At 64.0% G+C, this 17,399-nt stretch carries 16 protein-coding genes and 2 tRNA genes; 5 read left to right on the forward strand and 13 right to left on the reverse strand.

Translation table 11 applies throughout. The features are described from left to right. Positions 1-16 precede the first annotated feature (16 nt). The 3 genes from E3O44_RS09910 to E3O44_RS19765 all read left to right on the forward strand — a co-directional run bounded on the left by E3O44_RS09910 (position 17) and on the right by E3O44_RS19765 (position 2,652). Positions 17-1,336, forward strand: a complete 1,320-nt coding sequence (locus tag E3O44_RS09910) for a magnesium transporter MgtE N-terminal domain-containing protein (protein ID WP_241976216.1) — start codon at positions 17-19, stop codon at positions 1,334-1,336. Positions 1,337-1,522: 186 nt separating this feature from the next. Next, the gene (locus E3O44_RS19200) at positions 1,523-1,693 is read left to right on the forward strand and encodes a hypothetical protein (RefSeq protein WP_166792604.1); all 171 of its coding nucleotides are present in this window, start codon (positions 1,523-1,525) and stop codon (positions 1,691-1,693) included. A gap of 128 nt (positions 1,694-1,821) precedes the next feature. Then, positions 1,822-2,652: a M15 family metallopeptidase gene (locus tag E3O44_RS19765; protein WP_134534568.1), complete on the forward strand. Its 831-nt coding sequence runs from the start codon at positions 1,822-1,824 to the stop codon at positions 2,650-2,652. Positions 2,653-2,802: 150 nt separating this feature from the next. On the opposite strand, the gene E3O44_RS09920 is transcribed toward E3O44_RS19765, so the two are convergent. From E3O44_RS09920 to E3O44_RS09955, 8 genes are all read right to left on the reverse strand, one after another. Next, complete coding sequence (locus E3O44_RS09920) at positions 2,803-4,155, reverse strand: alpha/beta hydrolase (RefSeq protein ID WP_134534569.1); 1,353 nt, start codon at positions 4,153-4,155, stop codon at positions 2,803-2,805. Between the two features lie 127 nt (positions 4,156-4,282). Beyond that, complete coding sequence (locus tag E3O44_RS09925) at positions 4,283-4,957, reverse strand: hypothetical protein (RefSeq protein ID WP_134534570.1); 675 nt, start codon at positions 4,955-4,957, stop codon at positions 4,283-4,285. Positions 4,958-6,130: 1,173 nt separating this feature from the next. Next, positions 6,131-8,563 carry a transglycosylase domain-containing protein gene (locus tag E3O44_RS09930; RefSeq protein WP_241976218.1) on the reverse strand — a complete coding sequence of 811 codons (2,433 nt, stop codon included), beginning with the start codon at positions 8,561-8,563 and terminating at the stop codon, positions 6,131-6,133. A gap of 308 nt (positions 8,564-8,871) precedes the next feature. Then, complete coding sequence (locus tag E3O44_RS09935; RefSeq protein WP_134534572.1) at positions 8,872-9,417, reverse strand: hypothetical protein; 546 nt, start codon at positions 9,415-9,417, stop codon at positions 8,872-8,874. Beyond that, a complete protein-coding gene (locus E3O44_RS09940; protein ID WP_134534573.1) occupies positions 9,414-10,202 on the reverse strand; it encodes a hypothetical protein in 789 nt (262 codons plus the stop codon). The genes E3O44_RS09935 and E3O44_RS09940 overlap by 4 nt, the downstream gene beginning before the upstream one ends. Next, positions 10,199-10,567 carry a PadR family transcriptional regulator gene (locus E3O44_RS19205; protein WP_166792605.1) on the reverse strand — a complete coding sequence of 123 codons (369 nt, stop codon included), beginning with the start codon at positions 10,565-10,567 and terminating at the stop codon, positions 10,199-10,201. The genes E3O44_RS09940 and E3O44_RS19205 overlap by 4 nt, the downstream gene beginning before the upstream one ends. Positions 10,568-10,811: 244 nt before the next feature. Then, positions 10,812-11,114: a hypothetical protein gene (locus E3O44_RS09950; protein WP_134534575.1), complete on the reverse strand. Its 303-nt coding sequence runs from the start codon at positions 11,112-11,114 to the stop codon at positions 10,812-10,814. A 239-nt stretch (positions 11,115-11,353) separates the two neighbouring features. Further along, positions 11,354-11,560: a helix-turn-helix transcriptional regulator gene (locus E3O44_RS09955; protein WP_241976220.1), complete on the reverse strand. Its 207-nt coding sequence runs from the start codon at positions 11,558-11,560 to the stop codon at positions 11,354-11,356. A 102-nt stretch (positions 11,561-11,662) separates the two neighbouring features. Between E3O44_RS09955 and E3O44_RS09960 the strand changes: the two genes are divergently transcribed. Beyond that, positions 11,663-12,262 (forward strand): helix-turn-helix domain-containing protein, encoded by a 600-nt coding sequence (locus E3O44_RS09960; protein WP_134534577.1) that lies wholly within the window; start codon positions 11,663-11,665, stop codon positions 12,260-12,262. Between the two features lie 120 nt (positions 12,263-12,382). Continuing rightward, on the forward strand, positions 12,383-13,537 hold the full coding sequence (locus E3O44_RS09965) for a tyrosine-type recombinase/integrase (RefSeq protein ID WP_134534578.1): 1,155 nt from the start codon (positions 12,383-12,385) through the stop codon (positions 13,535-13,537). Positions 13,538-13,551: 14 nt separating this feature from the next. On the opposite strand, the gene E3O44_RS09970 is transcribed toward E3O44_RS09965, so the two are convergent. The 5 genes from E3O44_RS09970 to serS form a co-directional block, all read right to left on the reverse strand. Next, a tRNA-Ser gene (locus E3O44_RS09970) sits at positions 13,552-13,642 on the reverse strand. A 94-nt stretch (positions 13,643-13,736) separates the two neighbouring features. Next, positions 13,737-15,035: an LCP family protein gene (locus E3O44_RS09975; protein ID WP_241976221.1), complete on the reverse strand. Its 1,299-nt coding sequence runs from the start codon at positions 15,033-15,035 to the stop codon at positions 13,737-13,739. A 40-nt stretch (positions 15,036-15,075) separates the two neighbouring features. Further along, a tRNA-Ser gene (locus tag E3O44_RS09980) sits at positions 15,076-15,160 on the reverse strand. A 163-nt stretch (positions 15,161-15,323) separates the two neighbouring features. Further along, complete coding sequence (locus E3O44_RS09985) at positions 15,324-16,133, reverse strand: HAD family hydrolase (protein WP_134534579.1); 810 nt, start codon at positions 16,131-16,133, stop codon at positions 15,324-15,326. After that, on the reverse strand, positions 16,130-17,395 hold the full coding sequence (gene serS / locus E3O44_RS09990) for a serine--tRNA ligase (RefSeq protein WP_134534580.1): 1,266 nt from the start codon (positions 17,393-17,395) through the stop codon (positions 16,130-16,132). The genes E3O44_RS09985 and serS overlap by 4 nt, the downstream gene beginning before the upstream one ends. Positions 17,396-17,399 lie beyond the last annotated feature (4 nt).

A 17,399-nucleotide genomic window follows, 5' to 3' on the forward strand; every position in this document is an offset into this window, starting at 1 on the left:
GGAAAGAAGACCTACAGTGAACACGACGATCCGCGGCATGACCGATTCCGAGGTCGGCCTCTCGCAGTTGCTCCGGCATACCGTCGTCGACGGCCAAGGGAAAGCCCTCGGCAGGCTCGCTGACGTTATCGTCCGCCTCCGAGGAGACGATTATCCGCTCCTGACCGCGCTCGTGGTCCGGGTCGGCTCCGAAACGGTGTTCGTCCCTATCGCCGACGTCGAGGCTCTGGAGCCCGATCGCATTGAGCTGGCCAGCGCCCGTCTCGACGTCCGGGCCTTCGAACGCCGGCCAGGCGAGGTCCTCTTGAACGCCGATGTCCTCGGCCATCGGCTCATCGATGTGGACCTCGCTTCCCTAGTCCGCGCCCACGATGTGTACCTCACCCGGCTGGTCCACGCCCACGACGTGTACCTGAGCCCTACCCCGGGCGTCTGGGTCGTCACCGGGCTCAACGTCCACCAGTCGCACTGGTGGTCCTCACGCCGCGACAAGGGCAATCACCCTGTGCGGGACTGGCGCTCCTTCGAAGCCCTGATCGGACACCAACCATCCGTACTCGTTCGCACGTCGTTCGGGAAGCTGCGCCGGCTGAAGGCCGCGCAGATGGCGGACATCATCGAAACAGCTGATGCCAAGGAACAAGACGAGCTCCTCGCCCAGGTCCACGCGGACCCAGAATTCGAAGCGGACGTTTTCGAGGAACTCGAGGAAGACAGTCTCTCCCAACTCCTCAAGTCCAGAAGCACCACGGATGTCGCCTCGGTCCTATCCCGCATGCGCGCCGACGATGCCGCTGACGCCATTACCGACCTGCCCCAGGAGAGGCGCCGGGAGGTACTTTCACTCCTCCCCGAACCTCATCGCACCAAAGTCCTCACACTCTTGGGGTACCACAACGCAACGGCCGGAGGGCTCATGGGTGTGGAGTACCTCGCCCTGTCCGAAAACGCCACCATACGGGACGCCCTCGAAGTCATCCGGACCTCCACCACCGAACAACCCGAAGCACTCACCACCATTTACACCCTCGACAGCGAGAAGCGCCTAACCGGAGCGATCAGCATCATCCGCGCTCTCCAAGCCGACGCAGACCTCACACTGAGGGAGATCGTCGACCCCGAGCCAGTTCATGCAGCCCCCGAAGACGACATCATCGACGTCACAACTCGGATGGCGGACTTCAACCTCCTCACCCTGCCGGTGCTGGATGAAGACGGGCATATCCTCGGCATCATCACCGTCGACGATGCACTCGAAGCCGCACTACCAGAAGACTGGCGCCGCAGAGAAGCCCAGGCACACAGCTCTCAGCCTCCACTCACCGACGAAGACTGAACCCGCCCACATTGGCGGCGAAATACTGACAACGCTCATCAAGGCGGTGCTGAGCGTAAACCGAATGCCCACCATCACGTTCCCTAGTCAGCAGGATCAGATCAGTCCCCACCGTCGACGTCTGCGCCCCAACCCGGGGCAGGAACACGTGGAGACTACGTTCACGATAGATAAGAGGAGACAGTCATGACGCTCACCGAAGAGATCGATGCCTTGGCGGAAGAAGTGCGCGCCAAGTGGTTACTCGTCGACGTTGGCCTGCCCTTGGACGGATTCATGAAGATGGTCGCGGCCGACAGCACCCTCACGTGGGAGGCATTTCGACTCATCGCGAAGCGGATTGACGCGGGCGAATAGTCCGGAAGCCAACGTCGACCCTGAGGAAGTCGTTCCAGCGCGGTGGCCGCGCAAGCCAAGGCAAAAAATCAGGTCCGCCCTCGAGGCCGAGGACACTCTTCCCAGTCAGTCAGAATATGGTCAGAGGAATGCGGGCAAGATCATCTTCACTCAAGGCGCGAACTCTGCTGCGGCGACTGACCACAGGAGTCGCCGGCGTCGCATTCGTGTCGGCGCTGGTCCTGACACTGAACGCTTGTTCGGTGGACCCGGGGGGCGCACCAGCTGGTTCCTCGCGAACTCCCACGGCGGGCCCGACTTCGACGGGGCCGTCTGCGTCGTCTCCGTCCACGCCCGATGCAGGGGCCCCGTTCAACCGGACCGCGCACTCAGCCGACGACCCCAGCAGCATATGGGTCGTCGTCAATAAGGCGAGACCGTTCAAGCCCCTCGACTTCACCCCTCCAGATCTCGTCGTCGTGGGTGTGCCTCATGTGTGGGAACCGCAACTCCGGAAGCCGGCAGCTGACGCAGTGGTTGCCATGTTCGCCGCGTTCACGGCTGAAACAGGGCTCAAGATGCAGTCCCAAAGCGCGTTTCGCAGCTATGCCACCCAACGCGGGGTCTACGACCAAGACGTCACGGCCAGTGGCCAAGCAGCCGCTGATACCGACACAGCACGGCCCGGCACGAGCGAACATCAGACAGGACTCGCGATCGACATCAGCGCCCTGCCAGCCAAGTGTTCGCTCGCAGCTTGCTTTGGCGAAACCACTCAGGGAACATGGCTGGCAACAAACGCATGGCGGTTCGGATTCCTACTTCGGTACCCGGCTGACAAAGTACCCATCACCGGCTACACCTATGAGCCATGGCACTTCCGATTCGTGGGGATCGAGCTGGCCACAGAAATGCACTCAAACGGCGTCAGCACGCTAGAAGAGTACTTCGGACTCCCCGCAGCACCGCAGTACAAATAGCCGCTGCCACTCGCGACGTCTGCGGCCAACACGACACCGGCATCTCTCAGGCCCGCCCAAGATCAACCCAGTTCGGCCAGCTTTGGGCCCGCGACATGCGGCTGGGTCCTCGATGGCGAACGCGGATCGTGACCGCCTGTCACGATGCATTCACGAGGAGGGTTTCTGAAGTCCGAATCGTGGGTAGAGCAAGGTAAGTCCTGTGGGGAATCCGAACTTGACCGCGTCTGCTCCGTGCGTGACCCCGGGCCCGGTTAGCCGGACCGTTGTCATACCGGCTGTCTTTGCTGCTGCTTCGGCTGTCGTTGCCTCGGCGGTGTAGGTCGGGTCCTTCTCTCCGGATGTGAAGATCGCATACATGTCGGTGTAGTGATGGGCCTTCATAATGTTGACCGGCTTCTCGACGTCGTACGCGGCTTGATTTCCTGCGAAGCCGTTGCGAAGGGTTGCGCTCTCTGCGCCCAGCGAGGGTTCGATCTCCCCTGAGATGTCCAGCAGCGATCCGAAGACGTCCGGGTGTTTGGCGCCGAATGATAGGGCGCATGTGCCGCCGTTGGAGTAACCTCCAATGGCCCAGTTCTGGCGCCCATCGGCCACGTGCAAGGTGACATGAATGTAGTCGAGAACGTCGCTCATGACATACGTGTGCACTCGCCCGGCGGGCGAGTCTATGCACAAAGGATTCTTCTCGGGACTTCCTATCTGGTCAATCGTGAGCACGATCGGTGCAAGGCCGCCGTTGGCAGCCGCCATTGAATCCACGGTCTGGACAAACAGGGAACTCTGATCGGGGCCGCCCGGCTGGCCCATCATCATGATCAAAATCGGCAGAGCCGGCGGGTTGGGCACAAGGGCCGCCGGCGGCAAGTATAAATATGCCGGCCTAGCCGCGAACCCCGACGCCTTGTTCGGAATCGTCACTGTTCCGTACTGTCCCTTGGCCGGCATCCCGGCCGGCGCCTTCCATGTCGTCCAGAGCGGCGCCGCGGGCTCGGACGGGACCTGGGATGTCGGGGCAGTCTGAGGCGGCACCGTCAGCCGTTGCCCGACGTCAATATTGAACAGTGACGCCAGTGTCGGGTTGAGCCCATACCCGGCGTTGATACCGAACATCGCCGTCACGAGAAAGAGAGGGATCGTGGTTGCGGCAATGACTCTTCTCCACCCTCGTGAACGCCACAGATTCACGATCGCGACCCCAACGGCAGCGAAGGCCCCGGTTACCCAGTAACGCGTATCGGATTGCAATGGTGTTCCGAATACGTTGAGACCAAGTTCGGTGATGATCAGAGTGACAATCGCAGCGATCGCCCCGAGCCCAGCGGCCACAATAAGGGTACGCACCCGTCGGACGGCAGCACGTCGTCGAAGCGCTCTCCGGCCACCGAGCGATCGTGGTTCTCGGCGCACTACGAGATAGATCAACGCTGCGAGACTGAGTGCGCTGAAGACCAACACGATCTGTCCGTCGACGATGTTGAATGTCAGCAGTGAGTTGGTCACGGGGTCAAGTATCCCCTGCCCTCGCTGTACGATTACCTACCGCTATGCTGGTCCGAAACTGTGCAATAGACGTCGCGGACGTCGTCTTCCAAAGCTTCCGGTTGATTGCAACATCGCCCCTGCGCCGTCATGCACCCGAAGGTCCGATTGTGGCGCGAGGGTCGAGTGCGCTGCCGAGCCAGTGCCCCCGCCTATCAAAAGCGATTGTTGAGACAAGCCGCGGGCGTTCTGTGCGGAAAATGAGCCTGTCTGCCTCCCGAGTCACGATCCGGTCCGCGTCCACTGTGCAGAAGTAGAAGACCTTCGATATCCCCTCCTGAGTGAGGCGCCTCGAGTGGTTCTCGTAGATGTGCTTGTAGCGCGGTGACGACTTCGCGGTCAGCTCCACTTCAACGAGTTCCGCCTGGCCATCACGCGTTGCGACACCATCCGCCTGGTGATCCAACAGGCCGACGGGCCGACGATCGCGTTGCCAGGTGTAGCCGAGAGCGAGATACCGGGCCGAGACCGTCGCGACAGCGACCTCATGCCGGGTGGTTTGCCGGAACAGGTTTGGTGGCTGTCTCCCGATCGCGTCGCGCGTCGCCCAGACGATCGACGCACCCTGGAACGTCGGCCGTGCCCGGTCAACGAGACCCGCGTCGACCATCCGCATGATCCAGTGCTGCGCCTTCCTGGTGCTGATCGGATCCGCTGAACCTGACATAGCGCCCAAAGCCCATCGGATCGCATCGACCTCAGCCAGACGCACCGTGCCCAGCCACTCGACCATCACCAGATCACGCTCTGTCACCTGCACCATGCTGCTCCCCGTCCCTCAGAACTTCAGCCACTCACCATCTTCTTCTTCTTGTCTTTTCTCTTTGTTTTTTTCCTTCTTCTTTCATTCATATTTCTTTCATCTACCTCTGACTCTTTCCCTGTCCCACCACCTCCCCTTTACTTCCCAACCCCCCACACAATGCCGTTGGGTGTGGGGGGTTGGGAAGCGAGCGCAGCGAGGGGGAGGCGGTGGGACAGGGAAAGAGCGCCCTCAGGTAGTCGTTTACCTATTCGCTCTCGATGACGGGGGAAACGACCGGCCAGACGAACCGTGAACGGCGAAATGGTCGTCCGAACGAGGCTGTTCGCACTCGAACTTCGAGTGAATAGCTCACCGTTCGGGCCGCGCTCGCAGGCTTCGCTCGACCTTCACTCCACTCCCGATAGCGACCCGGTCAGCACTGCGCGACAAACCATCCCGCTGCAATGCAGCCCGGCAAAGCGATGACGATGGCTACTATCGCCAGCCGTAATCGCCCTTTGCCCCTGGAAACGGTTCTCGCACGTGTGAATAGACCGTAGCTGAGCGCGGCAATGTACGTGAGGAGTGTGAGTACCGGCAACCAGCTTCCGGCTATCCGAGCACGATCTTGCCTTTCAGTAGACGAGTACGCTCCCTGGACCGGCAGAAGAGCGAGTGTGAGGAATACCAGAAGACCCATGAATATGAACAGGACGATAATCGCAAGCGATGCACCCCATGCCGCGCTTATCCGTCGTCGGCTCTGGTGAAAACGCATTTGCCCGAGTACCGTGAGGCACCCACCGAGGACAGCGGTAACGACCCAGTACGTCAGCGCGGCCTGAGCAATGACAGGACCATCGCTCCCCAGGATCGCGTTTCGCATGTCAGACGACGCTTGGCCGGCCACAAATACTGCTGGCAGAACAGCCAGGACGACAACGGCCGCAGTTAGCTGCGACACGACATCTTCTCCGCGCTTGTTCACGACAGCACATCATGAATGTCGGGTCCATCGGCGCCCATCATCGTGCGGATGAGCAGCCCCATGCTTGGCCAGTCCACGTCCGTCGGACACCAGATCGGCAATGCGCTAGCCTCCCGAGCGATCATTGGTCATTCATCGATTTCCTGCCCGATTCGGGCTTGTCCAGATCATTCCGCTCGTGCCTCCGACAAAGGGAAGATGAGCTATCCGCCGGCCTTGGGTGTGGCCGCGAGCTTTCCAATCACGATCGTGATGGTGTCACCGGGCTTGGCTCCCGCGCCGGCGGCCGGCGACATGGAGATGACCTTGCCCACTTGTTTCGGATCGGTGATGTCGCCGTCGGTCGTCGCGATGGCGAACTTGCCGAGCGTCGTTCTCGCCTCGGCCTCGCTCTTGCCGGCGACGTCGGGGACCACGATCAGCGCGGCGTTGCTCGTGTACACCGTCACGGTCGAACCGCGGTTGGTGCTGGTGCCGCCGGCCGGGTCGGTCTTCGCGACAACGCCGGCAGGGAGCTCGGAGTCGGTGATCCCGCCGTTGATGAACAGGAATCCAGCGGCCTCGAGGGTGGTCTGGGCTTCGGCGATGCTCTTGCCGCGGAGGTCGGGGATCGGGACCTGCACGGCGTTGACGATCGCGCCGGACGCGACCGGGAAGGCGTCTCCGCCGTACTTGGCGTTGGCGACGCTCATCACGACGGGCCACATCCGGTGCCGGGCGTCCGCCGCCCGACCGCTGTCGAACCGGGTAGTGCGCTGGTCGCGGTCTCCGGTGACGCTCATCACGCCGACGACAGTGGCGACCTTGGTCGAGGCACCGCTCATCCAGGTGTCCTTGTTGCCGTCCGTGGTTCCGGTCTTACCGATCATCGAGACTTTCGGACTCGTCGAGACATAGGAAGCATGCGCGGTTCCATTACCGCTGGTCATGACCTGCTGCATCGCCGTCGTCATGCCCGCTGCGACGGCCGGATCGACGGACTGGGTGCACGTGCTCGCGGGCACCGGGATCGCGGCTCCGTCCGTGCCGGTGATGTGGTCGATCACGATGGGGCTGCAGGTGGTGCCCTTGTTGGCGATGCCGGCGAAGGCGACCGCCATGCTCAGCGGTGCGACCTCGTTGGTGCCGAGCACCGCGGAGGCACCCTCCTGCAGGGGGTCACCGTCGGCTCGGGTCACACCGAAGGCCTCTGCGGTCTTGCGGATGCCGCACAGGTCGAGTTTCTTGGCCATGCCGATGTAGCCGGTGTTGATCGACCCGATCGTGGACTCGAGGGCGCTGTAGTTGGCGCCGGCCTCGCCGGAGTCGTTCTTGGGGTTGAAGACGAAGCTCTGGTTGCCGAGGCAGCTGTCCCGGAACACGCCCCAGTCGCTTTTGCGCCGCGAGTCGACCCGTTCGTTGAGGGAGTGACCCTCGGTGAGCCATTCGGCGAGCGTGAAGACCTTGTACGTCGATCCGGGCTGGAAGCCGTGCGAGCCGCCCTGGTCGACGTTGGTGTTGTAGTTGATGCCGGTGTAGTTGGCACCAGTGGCCTGCACGGCCGGGTCCTGGCTGTAGTCCTTGTTCTGCGTCATCGCGAGCACCTTGCCGGTGCCGACGCCGACGGAGACGATCACGCCACCCACGTCCCAGCCGGGGTAGGTGTCGGGAACGTTGGCCTTCATCGTGGTCTCGGCGGCGTTCTGGAGGTCGAGGTCGAGGGTCGTGTACACGTTGTAGCCGCCGCGACGGAAGTTCGCGAGGCGGGTGGCCTCATCCGCTCCGAAGGTCGTGTTGGTCTGCAGGATGTTCACGACGAGGTCGCAGAAGTACGCGCTGCCGGCGGCGGTCTGGCAGCCGGTCGAGGGCTCGTGGATGCTCGGCTCGATCGGGGCGGCGATTGCGGCATCGTGGTCGGCCTGGTTGATCTTGCCGTACTTGAGCATCTCGTCGAGGATGTAGTCGCGGCGGTCCTTGTTCGCGGCGTAGCCGTTCGCGGCGCCGTTGGTCGCGCTGTCCGGCTGGTCGAGCTGGAACTTGACCGGGTTGTTCACGATCGCGACGAGGCTCGCCGCCTGCGGGAGCGTCAGCGTGAGCGCGGTCGCACCGAAGTAGTACTCCGCGGCCGATTCGATGCCGTAGACGGTGCCGCCGAAACCGGTGATGTTCAGGTACGAGCGGAGGATGTCGTCCTTCGCGTACTTCTTCTCCACGCCGATCGCGAGCCGCATCTCCTTGAGCTTGCGGTCGGGAGTAGTTGCGGTCGCTGCGTCATAGCAGTCCGACTTCTTCTGCGCATCCGTGAGCACTTCGCACTTCTGCACGAGGACGTTCTTCACATACTGCTGCGTGATCGAGGAGCCACCGCGGGTGCCGCCGCCGGCGAGAGTGGAGACGAGTCCGCCGACGGTGCCCTGCAGGTCGACGCCGCCGTGGTCGTAGAACCGGGGGTCTTCACCGGAGGTCGCGGCGTCCTTGACGAACTGGTTGATCGCGTCGGACCCGACCTCGACCCGGTTCTGGTCGTAGAACGACGCCAGAAGAGCCTCGGATCCGTCGGAGCGGGTCGCGTAGATGTTGCTCTTCTGCGAGAGCTGGTCGATCTTCAGATAGTCGGGCAGGTTCTCGAAGACGTTGATCGTGTTCGTCGCAGCCATGCCCGACAAAGCGAGAGCGGGAGTCACCGCAGCCGCGACAAGAACGCCAGCCACCGCACTCATCCCCACGAAGCCCAGAAATCCACCCAACACTCCGACGTTGCGCCTCACCAATGTTTCCCCCATGTCTCCCCTAATTTCTAAACTTGTTCGAGGCTGTGACACTTTTGGGTCTCGCACCTCGGGTCCGATCCGGTCGTCTCCATGAACGAAATCGGAGTGATCTCGGGGCCCTTGCGCGAGGAGCCTCCTGTCAAAAGCTCACGGCCCCGGCCGACGCTATTAGCGCCCTCAGAGCTGCGAATCTCTCAGTTGTTGTTGTCGTTGCCCATCACGTGGACGGCGTATCCCCAGCATCCGGCCTCATCCCAGTGGTAGTCGGCGGCTGCCCCTGTGTCACCGTAAAGCGCAAGATGAGCCGCCGCCCGGTCGGATTCCGGAAGCGTGTCCTCCCAGCTCATGGGAAACTCGCCGGGTCCAATTTCCCAGAATGGTTCAAAGGTGTACGCGTATCCCTTGTCCTTCATACAGGTCGCCGCGAGGGCCTGGGTCTGCATCCAAACCCTGCCGTTAGCCTGTTCAGCGGGGGTCATCGCTTTGAATCTGTCGGTTGCCATCGAAACGGCAGGGTCGGTCGACTTGATCGCAGTTCGAACCGGCACATTCGAAGCAGCAGTTGACGCCGGAACAGTCGTGTCCACAGGGACAACGGCGGATTCGACCGAGCTCGTGGAAGGTGAGTCCGGGGCTGCAAGGTTGATCGTGGCCGCCGCGCCCATCCCGAAGACCGTCATCGACAAGGCCAGAAGTGCCGCTCCGACGAGGCCGATACCGAGGGCCAGTTTCTTTTTCATCGAGCCCTACTTCCGGTTGCCAATGAGTTGAGCGGTCGTGCGCCATGAGACGTATTGTGTTCCGGCCACCACCAGATCGCGGCCGCGGTAAAGAACAAGCCGAGTCCGGCAATGAGGGTGTTGCTGGCGAGATCCCAAGCCTGCAGAGTCAGAGTCCAGGCGCCAACCGTGGCGGTCAGACTCGGCATCGAGTTTGTCAGCGCTCCCACCGTGACGCTGAGGGAGTAGAGCTGGAAAAGTCCGAAGTGGACCAAGCCGAAGCTCGCAACCACCATGATGAGCGCACCCAGGAATCGCGTTCGTCGGCGGACCAGTAGTACTAACGCGCCGATGGCAAGGGCAGTGAACGAGATGATGGTCACCGCGGTGGCGGAGCCTGGTCGGATCCCTCCCTCGATCACGCCGAGCGTAATCCTGGTGAGGACGAAGAGCCCCCAGCCCAGCACCGCGGAAGCGACGACGAGAACAAGCGCCGATACGGCTCCCTCAACTCGACGCAGGCGAAAACCGGTCGGGTCTGCGAGAGCGACCTGCCGTCGCTGTGCGTATCGCCAGCTCAGGTCGGCGGGAGCGCCCCTGAGCGCACGGCTGAGGATTGACCGAGCGACCGCGCGCGGCGACGCTCCCGATCGATCGGCCCACATCGCGTGCTCGTACAGGTCCGAGGCCAGTTCATCGCGCCGCCCCGCAGCGGCATCCACGTTAATTGCCCGGGTGTACCACAAGCACCAACGAGACACACGATCAACGGCCGAAAGGTAGGACTTGGAGGTCAGAACGCTCATGCGAAGGTTGCCCCTGCCCGCGCGATCCGCGGCAGGTTGGCTTCCTGTGCCTTCATGTCGGCTTGTGCTTTAGCGAGGGCGCGTTCACCTTCCGCCGTCACGGTGTAGAGCCTGCGGCGAGGCCGCCCTTCGGACTCGGCACTGGACGGGTCTTCCCAGGATGCTTCGAGACTGCCGGATTCCGCCATCCGAGACAGCGCCTTGTAGAGAGTGCCATGCGCCGTGAGCGCGGAACTGTCACTTTCTGAGATCTGCCGAGCCAAAGCGAAGCCGTAAAAACTGCCATCCCTCGCTTGGAGCGCGAGACCGGTCTCCAAAATATCAACCTCGATCGGGAAGAGAGTCCCTGGTCGTCTGCGTGCCATATACGCCACTATAGGAAGATACATTCCGATAAGCAATGCCCCCGTTCGGGGCCCCACTTGTGCCTGGGCCAACGTTCTCGGAGGAGTTATCCACAGGCTCGTCTCGCGCGCGCGTACTGCTCCAGTTTTGTTCTTCCTGTTCCTTACTGTTAAAGGGGACGGTGAGCGTCCCCTTGCTGGGTCAGTTTTCGTACCCCTGAAGGGGACGGTGACCGTACCCCTGAGGGGGACGCTGAGTGACCCCCTAGACATCCGCTGCCCGGTCCCGGAACTCCGGAAGCCGGCGACCTGGCGTCGGCGGTTTGGTGCTGTTGAGGTTCAACTCGAACTCCGCTGCACACCCGTTCCGGCCCGACCGAACCCGGGTGATCGCGCCGGTCTTGGTGAGTTCGGTCACGGCGCGTTTGACGGCCTGGTGGGCCGCACCGCTCCCGTTGGACGGGGCGAGGAACCCGAGGGCGAGAGCGGACGCTTCCCGGCCGGCGAAGTAGCGTCGGGGCGGCTGCCCGCCCGGATTGTGCTCGTCGTCCCAGCACTCCAGTGCCATGTGGATCAGCAACACTCTCGACGCATGACCCAAGCCCAGCTGGGCGGCGACCAGTACAGCGTTCTTCGCCGCATACAAGCCCACGAGACCTCACCCACCCCTACGAGCGGGAGACGACGTGTCAGCCGTGCACGCTCGTCTGCACATCGATCGACTCCTCTGCTGGTGACGCTCCCTGGCCCGGGCGTGGACCCGGGCCTTCCACCGGCGCGAACGAGTGCCGCGCCCGTGACGATGGTTCAGTGCCGTGTTGGGGGCTCCGAGGTGCGGGTGGTGGCGCTGGCTTCGATCCAGGCGAGGACTTCGGATCTCTTGTAGAGCACGGTCCGGGGTGTGGGCTTGTAGAACCGGGGCCCCCTACCCAAGTAGCGCAGCTGGGCGAGGGCGCCGGTCTTCATGCCGGTGATCTCGCCCACGGTGGCGGGGAGGATATAGTCGTCGTCCATGATCATCCTGTCTCGATGACAACCTTTCGGTTGTTCCAATGTTGAGGTCACAATATGGTGATTTCTCGCGTTTGACAAGAGTTTGCGTAGTATCTTGTCCGCATGACAGATTTTCGGACTGAGACGAGCATCGGCGACCGCATCCAAGCCGTCCGGAAGCACCGCGGCATTCGCACCACGAAAGAACTCGCCGACACGATCCCGGGCGATAACGTGACCGAGGCGATTCTGCAGAACATCGAAGCCGGCCGGAAGACCGACCTCGCCGTCAGCCAGCTGCTGAACATCGCCCACGCCCTCGGCGTCTCCCCCCTGTTCCTCCTCGCCCCCGTCGGCCGTCCCCTCGACACCCTCGACCTTCCCAACCTCAGCCCGGCGTTCGCCGCCATGAACGTCGTTGAGTTCGACGCCTGGATCTCCGGCGAGACTGACGGCGCCTACCGCTGGACCACCACCGACGAACGCTCCGAACGCACCCAACTACAAGCCATGCGCGAGCTCGACGCGCTCATCAGAGAACGCAACCGGCTCGTCAGCAACCTCCAGATCGAAACCGCACTGAACGTGGCCGCCGGCGACAACGACACCGGCCAGCCGTGGAACACCACTCAGGAACGGCTGGACGAAGCCAACCGACGCATCAACCAACTGTCCTCATATCTAACCTCGGCCGGGTGGAAACTCGACGGCTGGGCCGGCTGACGCGGTCGTCATGCGATCGGTCACACCATCGGTCGACGTCGGACGTTGAGGCGATAATTCCAGAGTCAAGAATTCTCAGCACCTCACGATCCCGACCGACGACGACATCGAGATGGAGCCATGGGCAGCATTCACGCGTACACGACGATCGCGGGCAAACGCTATCGGGTGATCTATCGCAAGCCCGACCACGTGCAGGGTCAGAAGCGCGGGTTCACGTCCAAACGCGACGCGGCCCTGTTTCTGTCGTCGGTGGAGATGTCGAAGGCGACGGGCGAGTTCATCGACGCAACCGCGGGGCGTGCCACCGTGGGCGTCCTTGGCGCTGAGTGGTTGACCCATCAATCGCACTTGAAGCCGTCGAGTCTCCGCCCGGTCGAGTCTGCGTGGCGGTTGCACGTCGAGCCCGTCTGGGGCGGGCGTGCCGTGGGGACCATCCGGCACAGCGAGGTCCAGGCCTGGGTCACCGAGCTGACCGGTCGCAAGGGAGCCACGACAGTGCTTCGCGCCTACGGGATCCTCGCGGCGCTGTTGGATATCGCCGTGAAGGATCGACGGATCAGCTCGAATCCGGCGCGCGGCGTGAACCTGCCCCGGAAGGTGCAGAAGGATCACCGGTACTTGAACCACGACCAGGTGGCCGCTCTGGCGCGAGCCTCCGGCGATCGGTCCACCCTCGTGCTGGTGCTCGCGTACTGCGGCCTGCGCTGGGGCGAAGCAATCGGCCTCGAAGTGCGAGACCTCGACCTTGCGCGACGCAGGATCAACATCTACCGGAACGCCGTCGAAGTCGGCGGGCGCATCGAAGTCGGTTCCCCGAAGTCATCGAAGCGCCGCTCGGTGCCCTTCCCCGAGTTTCTGACTCCGGGACTGGCCGACGCCTGTGCAGAAAAGCAGCCAACCGACCTGGTGTTCTCGGACCGGTTCGGGCAGCACCTCAAGCGCACGCGGGTGAGTGTGGGAACCCGCAGCTGGTTCCTGACGGCCTTGACCACGGCGGGCCTACCGCGGATGACCCTCCACGACCTCCGGCACACGGCCGCGAGTCTCGCCGTGAGCGTCGGCGCGAACGTGAAATCGGTGCAGCGGATGCTCGGCCACGCCTCCGCTGCGATGACCCTGGACATCTACGCGGACCTCTTCGATGCCGACCTGGACGCCGTTGCCACCCTCCTGAATCAGGCCGCCACGTTCTCAAGTGTTGCCAAAGTGTTGCCACGGGAGGATTTCGGCCAAGAAAAAACCCCCACATCCCTTGAAAACACTGGGATGTAGGGGGAAGACACGTGCGGAGACGGTGGGATTTGAACCCACGGTACCCCGTGAAGGGTACTCCACCTTAGCAGGGTGGTGCACTAAGCCGTACTATGCGACGTCTCCTTGGCGTCTGCGGCAGAATTCACCGAGCAAACACACGAGTGTAATCATAACCGTACCGGCGGCATCCGTTTGCACAGGGCCCGAAGGCCCGCGCTTACTGGTTGCTGAGGGTACGTCCGACGGAGCAGGTCAGTTCCCCTGCGGTCTGGCCGGTCGCCGACTCCGACAGGGTGGCGGCATCCGTGGGGGTGGGGGTCGGGGTGGCGCCGGCAGATGCCGTGGGAGCGGATGCCGTGGGAGCGGGCGGCGCGGACGCATCCGTCGTCGCGGCGGGGGCCGGAGTCGCGGTGGCGCTCGGGTCGAGCGTCGCGCCGCGCCCTGTCGTGCCGCCGAGCTTCAGTGCCTTGTCGGCCGCGACCGCGGTGAAGAGTTCCTTGAAGTCGGGCTGGAGCGGGAGCACTCCGCCGGTCGTACCGCCGGTGGGCACCTGCACGAACACGACCTGATTCAGGTCGATGTCCTTGAGCGCGACGGCGATCGACGCGATCACGGAGACGTTGTTGAGGCTGTCGGACAGCTTCATGTTGGCGGTCACGGCCTTCGCGAGCGAGTACACCTTGAGCGGGTCAGACAGCGTGCTCGCGCTCTTGATGGTGCGCACGAGGGCCGACATGAAGACCTGCTGGTTGTTGATCCGGGTCAGGTCACTGCCGTCGCCCACGCCGTGGCGGGTGCGGAGGAACTGCAGGGCCGCAACACCCTCGAGGGTGTGCATCCCGGGCTTGAGGAAAGTGCCGGTGTACTCGTCCTGGATTTCTTCGGCGACGCAGACCGGGACGCCGCCGACGGCGGTGGACATCGCCATCACGCCGCTGAACTGGACCTCGGCCGCGAACGGGATGGTGAGGCCGGTGAGCTTCTCGACGGTGAGCACGGTGCAGGCGAGTCCGCCATAGGTGAGCGTGGTGTTGATCTTCTGGCGGCTCATCGAGTTGAACGTGCCGCCGCTCGGGTCGGGGCAGGCCGGGATCGGGACGAACATGTCGCGCGGGAAGCTGATCACGGAGGCATTGGTGTGGTCCTGCGAGATGTGCAGGAGCATGGTCACGTCGTTGAGGTCGCCGGTGGAGTCGTCCGGTCCGAATGCGGCGTCCTGGCCCTTCCGGCTGTCGCTGCCGACGATCAGGAGGTTGACGCCGCCCGTGATGGCACCGATCTGCGGAACGGGGCCGTTCGTCTCATTGACGAGGTGCACACCGGGCTGCGCGCTCGACGCGACGTCGAGGGTGGCGATCGCGGCGACGGAGACACCGCTGACGAGCACGACGGCCATCGCGGCAGCGAGGAACTTGACGACGGTGACGACGGGATTCGAGTGCTTCAACCGGCCATGCCGCGCGATGGTACTGAGCTTGTGCGATCGTGCGGAACGGAGAATCGGTTGGTCGCTCACTCAGATCCCTTCTGTGGTGCGGGCCGCTAACGGGTTCGTGCGGAGGGCGTGGGATTCGAACCCACGAGACATTTCTGTCCACCAGTTTTCAAGACTGGCTCCATCGGCCGCTCGGACAGCCCTCCCGTTCGCAGTCAGGTCCGGCGAAGAACGCCCGGTCGACAACACACGAATACCGACCGATTCTAGCCGATCACACCTTGCCCACCCTGCCAGCCGGCTGGGACGGCCGCCACGGAACGGTTCGGAGCCGTTGTGGAGCGGTTCCGGAGGAGTGTCGGAGTCTCGTCAGAGCGACGCGAGAACCGTGGCGAGGCCGTCGTCGAGCACCGCACCGGTGATCTCCCCTGCCGCCTCGAGCACCTCGCGGGGGGACTGGCCCATGGCCACGCCGCGGCCCTCGAGTCCCGCCCACTCGAGCATTTCGATGTCGTTGCGCCCGTCGCCGACCGCCATCACCCGGGCACGGGGGATGTCGAGCTCAGCCCGGACCCGCTCCATCGCGGTGGCCTTGTTGACGCCGTCAGGGGCGATGTCGAGCCACGCCGTCCAGCCGATCGAATAACTCACCCGGTTGAGGCCCATCTGCTCGACGACCTGCAGGAAGTCTTCCATCTCGTGGTCGGGCGAGATGACGACGACGCGGGTGGCCTCATGGCGGAGCAACTCGTCGAAGTCGACGTGTTCGCTGTCGAGGCCGATGGTGGCGTCGGGGAAGGGCTCGGTGTACCGGTAGAAGCCGTGCTCGTCTTCGACGGCGAAGCGCGCATCGCCGAGGTGCGAGCGGATCGAGAGCAGGACCTCGCTCGGGTCGAAGGTCTCGACCCATTCACGGCGGTACCCCATCGGCGCGGTCAGGTCGCGGCGCAGGGTGATCGCGCCGTTCGAGCAGACCACGTATCGCGGCGTGATGTCGAGGCGCTCGAGCACCGGCAGCGTGGCCGCCGCCGAACGACCCGTAGCGAGCATGATCTCGTGCCCCGTGCGGGTGAGTCGCTGCACCTCGGCCAGGACCGCCGGGCTGATCGAACCGTCTTCGTGCACGGTGGTTCCGTCGATGTCGAGGGCGACGAGCCAGGGCGAGACGGTCGCGCTCATCGGATCGGCTCGAGGATTTCGAGGCCGCCGAGCCAGGGCCGGAGCGCCTCCGGGACGAGCACCGAGCCATCCGCTCGCTGGTGCGTCTCGAGGATCGCGACGATCCAGCGCGTGGTGGCTAGGGTGCCATTGAGGGTGGCGACCGGCGCGGTCTTGCCCGATTCGGTGCGATAGCGGATGTCCAGGCGGCGAGCCTGGTACGTGGTGCAGTTGCTCGTGCTGGTCAGCTCGCGGTAGGCGTTCTGGGTGGGCACCCACGCCTCGATGTCGAACTTGCGGGCCGCGCTCGACCCGAGGTCGCCCGCCGCGACGTCGATCACGCGGTAGCTGAGGCCGAGGGACTGCAGCATGCCCTCCTGCAGGGCGACGAGGCGGTCGTGCTCGGCCTCGGCGTTCTCGGGGAGCACGTAGGTGAACATCTCGAGCTTGTTGAACTGGTGCACACGGATGATGCCCCGGGTGTCCTTGCCACCGGAGCCGGCCTCGCGGCGGTAACAGGTGGACCAGCCGGCGTAGCGTAGCGGGCCGTCGGTCAGGTCGAGGATCTCGTCGGAGTGGTACCCGGCGAGCGCGACCTCGCTCGTGCCGGTGAGGTAGAGGTCGTCGGCGGGGAGGTAGTAGATCTCGTCGGCGTGCTCGCCGAGGAAGCCGGTGCCGTCCATGATCTCCGGGCGCACGAGGGTCGGGGTGATCAACGGGATGAAGCCGGCCTGGAGCGCCCGGTCGAGGGCCATGTTCATCAGGGCGATCTCGAGCCGGGCTCCGATGCCGCGCATGAAGTAGAACCGGGCACCGGAGACCTTGGCGCCGCGGGCCATGTCGATCGCGCCGAGCATCTCGCCCAGCTCGAGGTGGTCCCGCGCCTCGAAGTCGAAGGTGGGGATCTCGCCGTGGGTGCGGAGCGTCGTGAAGTTCTCTTCGCCACCGGCCGGGACGCCATCGATGATGGGGTTGGCGAGGGTGCGGACGATCCCGGTGAAGTGCGTCTCGGCATCCGTCGCGGTCGCGGCAGCGGCCTTGACCCGGGCGGCGAGCGCCTGGGCCTCGGCGACGAGGGCCTTCTTCTCGGCGGGCGGCGCGCTCGCGACCTGCTTGCCGAACTGGTTCTGGGCGGCGCGCAGGTCTTCGTAGGCCTTGATCGACGTGCGTCGGGCGGTGTCGGCGGCGAGCGCGGCGTCGACCGCCTCGACCGAAGCACCCCGCGCCTTCTGCGAACGCTTGATCAGATCGGGATTCTCTCGCAGCAGTACAGGATCAATCACCGTG

The organism is Cryobacterium algoricola (assembly GCF_004402485.1).
Lineage (GTDB): Bacteria > Actinomycetota > Actinomycetes > Actinomycetales > Microbacteriaceae > Cryobacterium > Cryobacterium algoricola.

Excerpts from the sequence above, each read along its gene's own strand:
- E3O44_RS19200 (WP_166792604.1), top strand. The coding sequence starts at position 1,523 with ATGACGCTCACCGAAGAGATCGATGCCTTGGCGGAAGAAGTGCGCGCC.
- E3O44_RS19765 (WP_134534568.1), top strand. The coding sequence starts at position 1,822 with ATGCGGGCAAGATCATCTTCACTCAAGGCGCGAACTCTGCTGCGGCGA.
- E3O44_RS09925 (WP_134534570.1), bottom strand. The coding sequence starts at position 4,957 with ATGGTGCAGGTGACAGAGCGTGATCTGGTGATGGTCGAGTGGCTGGGC.
- E3O44_RS09930 (WP_241976218.1), bottom strand. The coding sequence starts at position 8,563 with ATGGCTGCGACGAACACGATCAACGTCTTCGAGAACCTGCCCGACTAT.
- E3O44_RS09935 (WP_134534572.1), bottom strand. The coding sequence starts at position 9,417 with ATGAAAAAGAAACTGGCCCTCGGTATCGGCCTCGTCGGAGCGGCACTT.
- E3O44_RS09940 (WP_134534573.1), bottom strand. The coding sequence starts at position 10,202 with ATGAGCGTTCTGACCTCCAAGTCCTACCTTTCGGCCGTTGATCGTGTG.
- E3O44_RS19205 (WP_166792605.1), bottom strand. The coding sequence starts at position 10,567 with ATGGCACGCAGACGACCAGGGACTCTCTTCCCGATCGAGGTTGATATT.
- E3O44_RS09950 (WP_134534575.1), bottom strand. The coding sequence starts at position 11,114 with ATGGCACTGGAGTGCTGGGACGACGAGCACAATCCGGGCGGGCAGCCG.
- E3O44_RS09955 (WP_241976220.1), bottom strand. The coding sequence starts at position 11,560 with ATGGACGACGACTATATCCTCCCCGCCACCGTGGGCGAGATCACCGGC.
- E3O44_RS09960 (WP_134534577.1), top strand. The coding sequence starts at position 11,663 with ATGACAGATTTTCGGACTGAGACGAGCATCGGCGACCGCATCCAAGCC.
- E3O44_RS09965 (WP_134534578.1), top strand. The coding sequence starts at position 12,383 with ATGGGCAGCATTCACGCGTACACGACGATCGCGGGCAAACGCTATCGG.
- E3O44_RS09985 (WP_134534579.1), bottom strand. The coding sequence starts at position 16,133 with ATGAGCGCGACCGTCTCGCCCTGGCTCGTCGCCCTCGACATCGACGGA.